This window comes from Citromicrobium bathyomarinum, from assembly GCA_001306305.2.
GTDB lineage: Bacteria > Pseudomonadota > Alphaproteobacteria > Sphingomonadales > Sphingomonadaceae > Alteriqipengyuania > Alteriqipengyuania bathyomarina.
This window is the reverse complement of record CP155577.1, coordinates 2001555-2014266: the sequence shown is the minus strand read 5'-3', so window position 1 is coordinate 2014266 and position 12712 is coordinate 2001555. Positions and strand designations below refer to the sequence as shown.

Sequence of the window (12712 nt, the reverse complement as noted above, 5' to 3'; positions counted from 1 at the left end):
TTGTCTGATGTTGAAGGGACGATCCCGTAGAGCCGGGCTGCCGAAGCACGGCCACTAGCGCCCCCTAGCGAAAAACGCGATGCCTTTAACCAGAAATTGGGCGTAATTACCCGCAGGCCGTCGAATTTTTCCACCGTCCCGGCTACTCTGCGTCAAATGCCCACAATCAGACGCCTTCCCGAAGCCCTTATAAACCGCATCGCAGCGGGAGAAGTGATCGAACGCCCTGCCGCTGCGCTGAAGGAACTGGTTGAGAACGCCATCGATTCGGGCGCGACTCGGATCACGGTCAGCCTCGAAGACGGCGGCATCGGCGCAATCGAAGTCGTCGACGATGGCTGCGGCATGTCGCCCGAAGAGATGGCGCTGGCGCTGGAGCGGCACGCGACATCAAAGCTGCCCGAGGATCTGGTCGGGGAGGGGCACGCGCTCGAACAGGTCGCGACGCTCGGCTTCCGTGGCGAGGCACTGCCCAGCATCGCCAGCGTCGCGCGCTTCACGCTCGAAAGCCGCCCGCACAACGCCGACAGCGGATGGCGCCGCGTGGTGGATCATGGCCGGGTGGTGGAGGACAAGCCGTCAGCCGTTCCCCCCGGCACCCGCGCCCGGATCGAGGATTTCTTCCGCGAGGTGCCCGCGCGGCGCAAGTTCCTGCGCACCCCGCGCAGCGAATTTGCGGCGTGTCAGGACATCGTCCGGCGGCTCGCGATGGCGCGGCCCGATATCGGCTTCACCTTTTCCAATAATGGCCGTCGCAGCCTGCAGCTGCAACGCGGTGAGGCCTTGCCGGAACGTGTGGTCCGCCTGGTCTCCCGCGATCTCAAAGACAATTGTGTCCCGATCGACCTGGCGCGGGGCGAAATGACGCTGACGGGAATTGCGGGCCTGCCGACCTACAACCGCGGCGTAGCGGACCACCAGTACCTGTTCGTCAACGGACGCCCGGTAAAGGACCGGTTGCTGGTCGGTGCGGTGCGCGGAGCCTACGCGGAGATGCTCGCGCGCGATCGCCACGCGGTGCTCGCGCTATTTCTCGACCTGCCGCCGGAGGATGTCGACGTGAACGTGCACCCGGCCAAGAGCGAGGTGCGGTTCCGCGATCCGCAGGGCGTGCGGGGAATGATTGTGGGCGGATTGCGCGCCGCGCTTTCCACCGGTGACAAGCGCAGCGCGCAGGCGCCCGATGCCTCCGCCATGGCGAAGTGGCAGGCCGAGCCGGTTGCGCCCGAGCCCCCCGCCGCCTCCATCTTCGACCGCTTCGCGGGGGGCAGCGCTTCGGCCACGGCCCTGCAGGAACCGCGAATGGACTGGCGCGCGCAGCAAGCTGCCGACGCGCCTCCGTCCGGCCGGGCCGAGGAAGCCGCGCCGCTGCCGCAGGAGGCCCGCGACTACCCCCTCGGGATCGCGCGCGGGCAGATTGCCAACACTTACATCGTCGCCGAGGCTGCCGATGGGCTGGTGCTGGTCGACCAGCATGCCGCGCACGAGCGCCTCACGCTCGAACGGCTGCGCAGCGCCGACGCGGGCAGCGCGACCGCGCGCAGCCAGGCGCTGCTGATGCCCGAGGTGGTCGAATTGTCGGAGGCCGAATGCGACCGCCTTGAAGGAATCGCTGCAGATCTCGACCGGATGGGCCTCGCGATCGAGCGCTTCGGGCCTGCCGCCATGCTGGTCCGCAGCCTGCCGCACGCACTGCCAAAGGCCGATCCGCACGCGCTGCTGCGCGATATTGCCGACGATCTGGCAACCAATGGCGTGGATGGGGAGGGCGGATCCCTGTTGCTGACCGAGAAGATCGAATACGTTTTGGCAACAATGGCTTGCCATGGGTCGGTCAGGGCAGGGCGCACGCTGCGCGTCGAGGAGATGAATGCGCTGCTGCGCGAAATGGAGCGCACGCCACGTTCGGGCCAGTGCAATCACGGGCGCCCGACCTGGGTGAAGCTGTCGATGGAAGAAGTAGAAAAATTGTTCGGGAGACATTGATGCTAATCGGGTTGCACGCGGTCGGGTTGCTGGCGCTGGCTTTTGCGGGATTGGGATTGGCGGGCTGCGGTGAAGAGCCTGCCAGTACCGAGGCGCAGGATCGCGCGGATGCTGAGGCTGTCGCAGCAGTGCTAGCCCAGCAGACCCCGCCGCCGGTTGAACTCGCTCTGCAGCCGATCACCACCGCAGACATCGTCGAGAACAGCGCGATGGAGGGGGCAGGGTGCTCTTTCACGCCCGGCGGCGAGGAAGATCCCTTCGCGATTCTGGCCGATGGCGTGGGCTTCGTGAAATACGAAGGCAGCATCCAGCGGCTGGCCGCCGACGCGGGTAGCACGGAAGGCCCGTTCGGCACGCGCGAGCAGTACGACGGGCGCGAATATTCGCTGAACATCACCATCGATCAGGCAAAGAAGGAAGGCGAAAGCGAGGCTTCGTGGGCCGCGCCTGCGACTCTTACGATGGCCGATGGATACGACCGCGAAGTGGCGATGAGCGAGGGCCGCGTAGCCTGCGGCGGCTGAACCTCAATCGGCTATGGCGTCCGGGTCGCGCACCTGGATAATGCCATTGCTGATCATCGTCATCACCGGCTCGTCATGCTGGTTGAAGGTGGTCTGACGGTTCTTGGTGAAGCCCATGTGGGGTTTCGACCTCGACTGGCGCTTCTCGATCAGTTCGCCTTCGACCCGCAGCGTGTCGCCCGGATAGACCGGCTTGAGCCAGCGCAGTTCGTCGATTCCCGGCGACCCGAGCGATGCCATCTGCTCGGTCGAGAAATGCTCGACCATCATCCGCATGGTCATGGCACTGGTGTGCCACCCGCTTGCCGATAGCCGTCCGAAATAGGTTTGCGCAGCAGCCTCGTCGCTCAGATGGAAAGGCTGCGGATCGTATTTCGTGGCGAACTCGATCACCTCTTCGCGGGTGACCTCGTAATGTCCGAAAGACACTTTCGAGCCGACTTCCAGATCCTCGTAGTACTTCATGCGCGCACGCCCTTCGCTGGTCAGAGAAGCGCGCGTAGCAGCATCCAGATTCCCATGGCAATCATCGCGAGGTTCTCGGTCAGCGACACGAAGCCCAGCGGCACATTGCTGCCCCCGCCGACGCAGGCGCACTTGATCTCGCGCTTCTGCACATAGACGGCGTAAAAAACGCTGACCGCGCCGACCGTGCCAATGAACAGCGCGATGGGGATTGAGAGCCAGGGCAGCAGGTGCGCGGCCATCAGGACCGCAGCCGTCGCCTCAAGATAGGGATAGGCGTAGGCGTAGGGCACCCATCGGCGGCCCAGCAGGTCGTAGCCGACAAACATGGTCGAGAATTGCTCGACATCCTGCAGCTTGAGCATGGCGAGCATGCCCATCGACAGCGCGACGAACCATTCGACCGTGCGCATGCTGAGGCCATCGAGCAGCCCGAGGCTGAGCGTAATCGCAAAGGCCGCCGCAACGGCGAACACCGCTAGTACGGGGCGATAGCTGGTCTCGTCCGGGTTCTTGACCTTCTTGCCGAGGAACTTGCGCAGTGCCTCGTACCCGCCGACCCGTTCGCCATCGATAAAGGTCTGCGGGGTCGTCTTGACCCCGTGTTCGTCCTTGAACGCGTCCGTCTCTGCACGAGTGACAAGGTGATGATCCTCGACCTGGTAGCCCTCTTGCTCGAGCAGCCATTTGGACTTGGTGCCGTAAGGGCACACGTGCTTGTCCATCACCATGCGATAGAGTTTTGCGGTCTTTGTCATGCCGCATCAGATATACCCCATGGGGGTATTATTCAAGCAGTCTATCGGCCCCCGGTTCCGGTGCGGCAAACAGCACGAGCGCATCCTCGTCGCCATCATTGGGCTGGGGAGCTACCCCGACCAGCGCGGCGAGCAACGCGTAGACGTCCACGTTGTCCAGATTGCGGACCGGCGTGGTCGTGGAGATACGCGGGCCGGCGGCGATAAACAGCGCCTGCATCTGCGGATCCTCGTTGTCCCACCCATGCGTGCCGCCGGACATTTTTTCGCGCGGCGCACCGCGCCTGATGGTCCAGCCCGGCTCGGCGAGGCAAAGGATCTCGGCCACGCGCGGATTGGTCCCATACTCAAGACGCGCGGGAATATCGTCCTTCTGCCAGCACTGCATGTGATCGTGCGGGGTCAGCAGCGCGTCGTAGACCGTGCGGTCGGTTGCCGCCGCGGGCTCGATTGCGGCGAAGGGCCCGCTGTCGACCAGCAGGTAGCTTTCCGGAGCGAGCAGCGCGTCGAGGTCGATCGTCCGCGCCGCGTCCACCGCGCGCATTCCGTGGTCGGAGACGACGATGATGTCCGCCTGCTGGCCCAGCGCTGCCAGACCGTCGATCAGATAGCCGATCTGGCTGTCGACCTCTGCGACGGCGGCGTTGAGTTCAGCGCTGTCGGGGCCGAAATGGTGCCCGTCCGTATCGATTCTGTCGAAATACATCGCCACGAAACGCGGGCGTATCTCCGCCGGACGGCGCATCCAGTCTAGTACCGTCTCGACCCGCTGACGCTCGTCTATGTTCTGGTCGAAGCGGTTCCAGTCGGAGGGGCGGATCGTGCGGATTGCGACCTCGCTACCGGGCCAGAACATGGTCGCAGTGCGGATCCCCGCTCGTTCGGCGGTGACCCACAGAGGCTCGGCCTCATCCCACCAGAACGGATCGAGCGCCTGCCTCGCGTCCCCAAGGCTGAAGCGCACTCCGGGGCGGCGCGGGTCGATCATGTTGTTCGACACGATCCCGTGATTGTCGGGCCTGAGGCCGGTCACCAGCGTGTAGTGGTTGGGGAAGGTCTTGGTCGGGAAGGACGGCTTCATCGGCGCACTCGCCCCGCGTGCCGCCAGCGCGGAGAGGTTGGGGGTGATCCCGCGATCCAGATAGTCCGTCCGGAAACCGTCGATCGATATCAGGATCGTGACCGGCTTCCGGTCCGGGTCGGCGGGCTGGGCCGTAGCGGGCGCGGCAGTGGCGAGGAGGGCGAGCGCCGCATACAGCGCTGCCCCGGCGAATCTGGCGATGAAGGTCATGCCGGGTTCGCTAGGGCAGGCGTGTTACAATGCTAAGTGGGGAATTAGGGCCAAGGGCCGATTTACCCCGCGCGGAATTCGGGCACCTTTCCTTCCGAACCCAGATCCGGGATGATCCGGTAACGGGCAAGGATGAAGCTGAAGAGGCCGAACAGCAGCAGGCCGATCGCGGTGATGGTGAACCAGATGCCGTCATCGGCAAGGCTGGCCACCGCATCGCCGATGGTCTTCACCTGATCGCTGCCCTTGGACATGAACCCGGCACCAACCAGCGACCAGCCGATCACCACGAACACCACCGCCCGCGCGAGGTAACCAGCGCCACCGATCATCCGGGTGAAATCGGGTGCCTGCGGGCTGATCCGGTTCATGAAGCTGCCGGTGATGCCCTTCTTCGCCTGATTGAACGCGGCGATGAAGAAGGTGAGGCCGAGCAGGCCGATCACGATGCCGCCGAATTCCACGCCGAGCACGCCCGCAGCAGCCTCTTGCGCGCCGCCGCCGCCGGAATTCCTGTTGGTCGCAAACTTGAACGCGGACCATGCCAGCGCGAGGTGGCCGATGGCGCTCCCCGCATGGCCGATCCGCTTGCCCCAGCCCTTGGCGTCCGACCCTTCGTTCTCGATATCGAACAGCGGCGAGCAGAAGCGGAACAGCGCATAGCCGAACAGGCCGAGGACCATGATCCACAGGATCGCGATGCCCGCCGGGAAATCCTCGATCGCCTTGAAGATGCCTGCGGTACCTTCGGCAATGCGTCCCGCGCTGGTGAGCGCGATCAGCCCGACCACGGTATAAAGCACCGCGCGGCTGAAATAGCCCACCCGCACGAGCCAGCTGAACTTCTCGGATTTATCGACCATCTTGCGTGAGCCCCTGTTTTTGCCGTTGTTTTCGACCCAACGGCGGGGACGCACTATCGTGCCGAAAAGCGTCAGACGTTAAATTTGAACATCATAATGTCGCCATCCTGCACGAGGTATTCCTTGCCCTCCTGCCGCAGCTTGCCGGCTTCCTTGGCTCCGGATTCGCCGCCCAGCGTCACGTAATCGTCGTAGGCGATGGTTTCGGCGCGGATGAAGCCGCGTTCGAAATCGGTGTGAATCTCGCCCGCCGCCTGCGGCGCCTTGGCACCGGCGGGGAAGGTCCACGCGCGCGCTTCCTTCGGGCCCACGGTGAAGAAGGTCTGCAGGCCGAGCAGCTTGTATCCGGCGCGGATGATTTTTGCCAAACCGCTTTCTTCAAGGCCCAGCTCGCCAAGATATTCGGCGCGGTCTTCGGGCTCCATTTCGACCAGCTCGGATTCGATGGCGGCGGAGACGACGACGCTCTGCGCGCCCTCCGCATCGGCCTTCTCGGCCACCAGCTTCGATAGCGCATTGCCCTGCGCTGCATCTTCCTCGGCCACGTTGCATACGTAGAGCACCGGCTTGGCAGTGAGCAGCTGCGCCTGTTCGAACAGGCGCGCTTCCTCGTCGTCACCCGGTTCGACCAGACGCGCGGGCTTGCCGTCCTTGAGGAAATCGAGCGCCTGGCCGAGCACGCTGGCGAGCGCCTTGGCTTCCTTGTCGCCGCTGGTCGCACGGCGCTTGGCATTCTCGACCCGCTTTTCGACGCTTTCCAGATCGGCCAGCATCAGCTCGGTCTCGACCACTTCGGCGTCGGCGATCGGATCGACCTTGTTGTTCACGTGCTGGATATCGTCATCCTCGAAGCAGCGCAGCACGTGGACGATCGCATCGACCTCACGGATATTGGCGAGGAACTGGTTGCCGAGGCCTTCGCCCTTGCTGGCCCCTTTCACCAGACCGGCGATGTCGACGAAGGCCAGCTGGGTGTGGATGATCTTGGCGCTGCCGCCGATCGCGGCGATCTTGTCCAACCGGTCGTCGGGCACCGCGACCTGGCCCACATTGGGCTCGATCGTGCAGAACGGATAGTTCGCGGCCTGCGCGGCCTGCGTCTGCGTCAGAGCGTTGAACAGCGTCGACTTGCCGACATTGGGCAGGCCGACGATACCGCATTTGAAACCCATGATATTCCCTGGTCCGGACAGGCGGGCGGCAGGCCCGCGATTGTGTGATTGAGATGGGCCCGCCCGTAACGCTCACGCCCGCTCGTGCCTAGTGCGATGTTCGGCAATCTGGCTAGGGGAAGCAGCTGGCGGACCCGGTCAGTCGACGTTGTGCACCGCCTTGATGAGCGGACCGTAGCCCGATCCGCCCAGCCAGTTGAGCTGCGTCTCGGCGGAAACCGCATTGATCCGGGTTTGCGGCTTCGCACCGGGATGCACTGCGGTGCGCAGGGGGCGCGTGCCTGCCGGCATTGCAATGATGCGCGCGATCGCTGCGGGTATGTCGAGCGGATTGGCGCTGCGGCCAGATCCGTCCTCGGTCCCCATGCTGGCGACCACCTGGGGGTAGCCATCGGTATGGAGGTCCTCGGCGCGCCTCTTGAGTGCGGCAGTATAGATATTCCGGTTGACCCAGACTTCGGTGGGATAGCCACCGGGTTCGATAATCGAGACCTCGATATTATGCGGCACCAGTTCGTAGGCGAGCTGTTCGCTCATCGCCTCGAGCGCAAACTTGGTTGCCGAATAATGCCCTGCGAAAGGCACGATCACGCGGCCTAGCTGGCTGGAGATGGGCACGATCAGCCCGCCGCCCTTCTTGCGCATCCCGGGCAGCACGGCCCGCGCCATCCGGTGTGCGCCCAGCACATTGGTGCCGAAGATCAGCTCGGTCGCCTCCATGTCCTGCACCTCGACCGGTCCGGAAATCCCGATCCCGGCATTGTTGACCAGCACGTCGATCCCGCCGCCATTGAGCCGCTCCGCCTCGGCAACGCCGGCGGCAACCTGCTCGTCGGACAGGACGTCGATCTCGATCACGGTGATGTCGAGGTTCTTCTCGGCGGCCAGCGTGCGCAGTTCGTCCGCCTCGGGCCGGGGGAGGTTGCGCATCGTCGCGAACACCTTCGCGCCGAGCTTCGCATAATGTTCCGCCCCGAGGCGGCCGAAGCCCGAAGAACAGCCGGTGATCAGCACGCTCTTGCCCGCAAGATCGGGCTTCGAGACGACCATGTCGCCCTGCGCGTGGGTGGCGGTGGCGGCGAGCACGCCGGTCGCGGCGGCTCCGGCAAGCAGGGTGCGGCGGGTGAGGGCGGTCATGGGCTTACTCCGTCGATGATGTGGACTTCTCATCCTGCCCGAACACGCCGAGCCGGTGCATCTCCTTCTGCACATACCACAAGGCGAACACATCGTAGAGCGCGTGGCCGATCATTACCGCCAGCAAGGAACCGGTGATCCAGAACACGCAGCCCAAGAGCACCCCGATGACGAGGATGATTGCCGCCACCGCCGGCTTGGCGAAATGTACGACCGCAAATAGCGCAGCGCCCAGCGCGATGGCCAGCGGGGCGCCGACATAGTCGGCCGCCAGCGTCTGCACGCCCGCGCGAAACAGCGCTTCCTCGCCAATCCCTGCGCCCAGCGAAATCCACACGATTGCGGAAAAGGGCATGGGCTTTTCGAGGAAGGCGAAATTTTCTGCCTGCGCGCGGATCAGATATTCGGCGACTTTCGGCAGGCCGTAGAATGTCGCGGCCGCCAGCAGGACGAGGACGCCCGCCAGCAGCGCTCCGATAAGGAATTCGTTCTGACCGAAGGTGACGAAGGACCGGGCGGGGCGGCCCGAAAGGGTCCACAGGGCGAGGCCGACTGCGGTAAAGAACAGCGTTTGCCCGGTCAGCAGCGCCAGCAGGGTGGCCCGGCCCGGCATCGCGCGGCTCAGTCCTGTATCCGCAGCGCGACGTCGTTCATGAAGCGCGCATCGTCGCCATCGGCGAGCCAATGCGCCTCGCTCGCCATTGCGCCGAGCATGGTGGCCAGATCGTCCATCTCCGCCTTGGCGTAGTTGCCCAGCACATGGCCGGTCACCCGGTCCTTATGCCCGGGATGGCCGATGCCGATCCGCACGCGGCGGAAATCGGGGCCGAGGTGCTGGTTGATGCTGCGCAATCCGTTGTGCCCGGCCAGCCCGCCACCCATGCGCACCTTCACCTTGAACGGCGCGAGGTCGAGCTCGTCGTGAAACACGGTCAGCGCCTCGGGCTCCAGCTTGTAGAACCGCAGCGCCTCGGCGACCGCGCGGCCGCTTTCGTTCATGAAGGTCGCAGGCTTGAGCAGCAGGATCTTCTGGTTGCCGATCCGGCCTTCCTGCACCCAGCCCTGGAACTTTTTCTGCACGGGCCCGAAATCGTGCGTTTCGGCAATGACGTCGCACGCCATGAAGCCGATATTGTGCCGGTGGAGCGCATAGCGCGGTCCAGGATTGCCGAGGCCGGTCCAGATTTGCATGGGGTGGGGCCTTAGAGCGGCAACGGGGCGGCGTCACCCTGCCACCAGCGGATTTTTGCGCTCCCGATCATCTCAAACCGTCGCCCCGGACTTGATCCGGGGCAGGCTTCTTTTTCAGCGACGCGCATTCAGGAAGAGGCACCGATCCCGGGTCAAGCCCGGGATGACGGGAAATGGTAGCGCTTGAAACGCAAAACGCCGGACATCCCCTGAAAGGATGCCCGGCGTTCGCAATCTTCGTGAAGCTCGGCTTATTCGCCGTCGACCACCTGGTCGTCTTCGCCTTCGACGGTCTCGGCGTGCTGCTCGATGACCTCGGTTTCGGTGACTTCGTCTTCACCCTCGGCGCCTTCGGCCTTCTTGAGGGCGGACGGAGCAACCAGCGTGGCGATGGTGAAGTCGCGATCGGTGATCGCGGATTCGCTGCCCTTGGGCAGGTCGACTTCGCTGATGTGGATCGAGTCGCCGACTTCCTTGCCCTTGACGCTGATCGTGATCTCGCCGGGGATCTTGTCCGCTTCGCAGACCAGTTCCAGCTCGTGACGGACGACGTTGAGCACGCCACCCTTCTTGAGGCCGGGCGATTCTTCTTCGTCGACGAACACGACGGGGACGCTCACATCCACCTTCGCGCCCTTGGTCAGGCGCAGGAAATCCACGTGTTCGGGACGGTCAGTGACGGGGTGCAGCGCAACATCCTTGGGCAGGGTGCGCACTTTCTTGCCGCCGACTTCAAGCTCGATGATCGAGTTCATGAAGTGACCGGTGTCGAGCTGGCGAACCAGTTCGCGCTCTTCGACGTGGATCGGGGTGGGTTCTTCCTTGCCGCCATAAATCACGGCGGGGACACGGCCTTCGCGACGCAGTGCCCGGGAGGCTCCCTTGCCAGCCCGGTCGCGCGTCTCGGCCGGCAGGGTGATGGCGTCGCTCATCGTATACTACCTTTCGAAATGCTGATATTTGCTCGGTCTCGCCACGCCTCCAGGGATGCACATGGCGCCGAAGCGCGCGCTGTTACGGACAAAGTCGCGGGAAAGCAACCCGCCTTAGCGTACCCGGCGCACGGTGTAACCCTTGGCCTCGATCAGCGCGACGAGGCCGTCCTTGCCCACCATGTGCGCCGCCCCCACCGCGATCAGCGGGTGGCTGTCGCTCTCCAGCAAGCGGATAATGCGCGGCATCCACGCGGCATTGCGCCGCTCCAGCAGCGCTTCGCGAATTTCGTCGTCCGCCAGCAGGCCTTCGCGGGTGAGCGCGGCCAGCCCGGCCTCGTCGCCCTGAAGGTAGAGTCGGATCGGGCGCTGGCGCTGGTCGCTGTCGGCTTCGGCCTCTTCCACGATCGCGCCCAGCATCGCGCGCTGGGCCCGTTCTGAGAGCCCGTCGAACACCGCGAACTGGCGCGCCGCGCCTTCGAGCTCGACCACCCGGCGACCGTTGAAATCGCGGATCAGCGCGCGGTCGATCCCGTTCGCGGCGTCAGCCCCGGTATCGACCGACTGGGACAGGATCAGCGCCGCGCCCCAGCTTTCGATCCCGCGAAAATCGTCGAGCCCATAGGGTGTATCGTCGACCAGCGCAGTCAGCCTCTCCCGCTGGTTGGCGGGCACGCGGGAGAGCAGGGGAGGTTGCCCGGGAGAATAGGCAAGCGGTTTGAAGGCGCTGGTCACCGCCCGCTGATCGTCGAGGTCGGCAATCTCCACCGCGAGGACGCCTGCCTGCGCGATCGCCGTGTCGACCGAGGCGGTGCGCCACTCTACCCCGTCGGGCAGGGCGTGGATGGTGCCGATCAGCCAGCCTGCGCTGGTCCCGTCGGCCCGGGCGATCTCCCATAGCAGCGGGTTCGGATCATCCGGCGCGACCGGGGGCTCCTTGTCGGGCTGGCCGCAAGCCGCGACCAGCAGCGCCAGCAGCGCGAGGATCGCGGCGCGTATGGTCATTGTACCCGCACTGCCTGGATGCCGCGCTCTGCCAGCAGATCCTGCAGCTTGTTGGTCCCCGCAAGGTGCCCGGCGCCAACCGCCATGAAAATCGTGCCCGGCGTATCGAGCCGGTCGTCGATCCACACCGCCCAGTTGGCGTTACGGGCATAAAGCAGCCGCTCGGCAAGAACGGGATCGGATTGGAGCGCGTCGTTAAGCAGGTGTCCAAGTGCTTCGACATCGCCTTCCGCCCATTCGGCGATCATCTCGTCGAGCATCGGGCCGAGCGTGTCGATCTCCGCGGCGGTTTCGACGAGGTAATCGATCTGCGCGTCCATCGGCAGTTCGTCGAAGATCGAGAATTGGTATCGCGGCGTTTCCAGCGCATCGCGCCCCTTGGTGTCGCCCACGGTCGCCTCCAGCACGGTTTCGGTGCCGTTCTGGGGCTGGAAGCCGGCCTTGGCGAAGGCAATATTGCTCAGCTGCAGGGCCGCGAACCAGGGTTCGAGATTATCGAACGCTTCCGGCGGCACGCCGAGCGAGGCCATCGCTGCCTCATAGGTTTCGCGTTGTTCTTCGCTCATCATGCCGCGCAGGGAGGTTCCCTCCGGCAGGATGGCGATTTGCTGGATCATCGGGCCGATCTCGGCCAGCGCTTCAGGGCTCATGTCGATTTCGGTGACGAGGGTGCTGCTCTCGTCCAGCGCGGTCTTCACCGGGCCGCTGTACCAGTCGACGTCGGAAGGCAGGGCGTGGACCGTGCCGAACAGGTAGATCGTCGTATCCTCGTCCGCCACGCGCCACAGGGCGGGTGCATCCTGCGCCATCGCGCCGGTGGTGAGGGAGAATGCGGCGGCAAGGCCGATCAGGGTGTTGCGGGTCATTCTGGCAAGCATGTTGTGTGCTCCTGGAAGAAAAAGGCGGAAGTGTAGCGAAAGCTGCGGTGCTGCCGCCTAGCCGCGCAGTTTAACGGCAAGAAATGTCAGCATCGTAGCGGCAAAGGCAATGACGAAAATTCCGAATGCGGTGGGGTGGGGCACCAGCCCGCCCATCGCGAGCACCGCCCAGATCGGGTAGCCCGCGACGGCAGCGATGCAGCCGCCGGCATAGCCGATCAGGTTCTGGCGCATCTGGTAGTCGTCGATCTGGGTGAACCCCCAGACCGGGAGCACCGCGAAGGCGAAGAAGAACGCCGCCGCCATCGCGATCGCCGCCCATGCGGGCATGGTCAGCGTCTCGATCTGGCCGACGAGAAAGTTTCCTTCCCCGTTCTCCAGCCCGGAGAGGAGCGCGCCGATCACCGCACCGACCAGCCCGGCGAAGATCAGGAAAGCCCACTTGCGCCGCTGGCGGGCACGGTTGCGCGCTTCACCAGGATTGCGGATATCGTCCGGTTCATGGTCCAT

The 12712-nt window shown here is 64.8% G+C and carries 14 protein-coding genes; 2 read left to right on the top strand and 12 right to left on the bottom strand.

What is annotated here, in order from left to right; genetic code table 11:
* The first annotated feature begins 156 nt into the window (after window positions 1-156).
* Both mutL and VO57_010115 read left to right on the top strand, forming a co-directional pair.
* Window positions 157-1986: a DNA mismatch repair endonuclease MutL gene (gene mutL, locus VO57_010120; protein XBL68495.1), complete on the top strand. Its 1830-nt coding sequence runs from the start codon at window positions 157-159 to the stop codon at window positions 1984-1986.
* Window positions 1986-2510 carry a hypothetical protein gene (locus VO57_010115; GenBank protein XBL68494.1) on the top strand — a complete coding sequence of 175 codons (525 nt, stop codon included), beginning with the start codon at window positions 1986-1988 and terminating at the stop codon, window positions 2508-2510. The genes mutL and VO57_010115 overlap by 1 nt, the downstream gene beginning before the upstream one ends.
* A 3-nt stretch (window positions 2511-2513) precedes the next feature.
* On the opposite strand, the gene VO57_010110 is transcribed toward VO57_010115, so the two are convergent.
* The 12 genes from VO57_010110 to VO57_010055 all read right to left on the bottom strand — a co-directional run bounded on the left by VO57_010110 (window position 2514) and on the right by VO57_010055 (window position 12712).
* The gene (locus tag VO57_010110; GenBank protein XBL68493.1) at window positions 2514-2975 is read right to left on the bottom strand and encodes a MaoC family dehydratase; all 462 of its coding nucleotides are present in this window, start codon (window positions 2973-2975) and stop codon (window positions 2514-2516) included.
* Between the two features lie 20 nt (window positions 2976-2995).
* Window positions 2996-3733, bottom strand: a complete 738-nt coding sequence (locus tag VO57_010105) for a MauE/DoxX family redox-associated membrane protein (GenBank protein ID XBL68492.1) — start codon at window positions 3731-3733, stop codon at window positions 2996-2998.
* A 28-nt stretch (window positions 3734-3761) separates the two neighbouring features.
* Window positions 3762-5024, bottom strand: coding sequence for an ectonucleotide pyrophosphatase/phosphodiesterase (locus tag VO57_010100; GenBank protein XBL68491.1), 1263 nt, complete (start codon window positions 5022-5024; stop codon window positions 3762-3764).
* Between the two features lie 62 nt (window positions 5025-5086).
* Window positions 5087-5887: a DUF1206 domain-containing protein gene (locus tag VO57_010095; GenBank protein XBL68490.1), complete on the bottom strand. Its 801-nt coding sequence runs from the start codon at window positions 5885-5887 to the stop codon at window positions 5087-5089.
* Window positions 5888-5958: 71 nt separating this feature from the next.
* Window positions 5959-7059 carry a redox-regulated ATPase YchF gene (gene ychF, locus VO57_010090; GenBank protein ID XBL68489.1) on the bottom strand — a complete coding sequence of 367 codons (1101 nt, stop codon included), beginning with the start codon at window positions 7057-7059 and terminating at the stop codon, window positions 5959-5961.
* Window positions 7060-7197: 138 nt separating this feature from the next.
* The gene (locus VO57_010085; protein XBL68488.1) at window positions 7198-8196 is read right to left on the bottom strand and encodes an SDR family oxidoreductase; all 999 of its coding nucleotides are present in this window, start codon (window positions 8194-8196) and stop codon (window positions 7198-7200) included.
* Between the two features lie 4 nt (window positions 8197-8200).
* Entirely contained in the window at window positions 8201-8809 is a 609-nt protein-coding gene (locus VO57_010080; protein ID XBL68487.1) for a CPBP family intramembrane glutamic endopeptidase, read from the bottom strand.
* Window positions 8810-8817: 8 nt separating this feature from the next.
* On the bottom strand, window positions 8818-9387 hold the full coding sequence (pth, locus tag VO57_010075; protein XBL68486.1) for an aminoacyl-tRNA hydrolase: 570 nt from the start codon (window positions 9385-9387) through the stop codon (window positions 8818-8820).
* Window positions 9388-9638: 251 nt separating this feature from the next.
* Entirely contained in the window at window positions 9639-10319 is a 681-nt protein-coding gene (locus VO57_010070; GenBank protein ID XBL68485.1) for a 50S ribosomal protein L25/general stress protein Ctc, read from the bottom strand.
* 114 nt (window positions 10320-10433) lie between these two features.
* The gene (locus VO57_010065; protein ID XBL68484.1) at window positions 10434-11324 is read right to left on the bottom strand and encodes a TraB/GumN family protein; all 891 of its coding nucleotides are present in this window, start codon (window positions 11322-11324) and stop codon (window positions 10434-10436) included.
* Window positions 11321-12202 carry a TraB/GumN family protein gene (locus VO57_010060; GenBank protein ID XBL68483.1) on the bottom strand — a complete coding sequence of 294 codons (882 nt, stop codon included), beginning with the start codon at window positions 12200-12202 and terminating at the stop codon, window positions 11321-11323. The genes VO57_010065 and VO57_010060 overlap by 4 nt, the downstream gene beginning before the upstream one ends.
* Before the next feature lie 57 nt (window positions 12203-12259).
* Window positions 12260-12712 (bottom strand): hypothetical protein, encoded by a 453-nt coding sequence (locus VO57_010055; GenBank protein XBL68482.1) that lies wholly within the window; start codon window positions 12710-12712, stop codon window positions 12260-12262.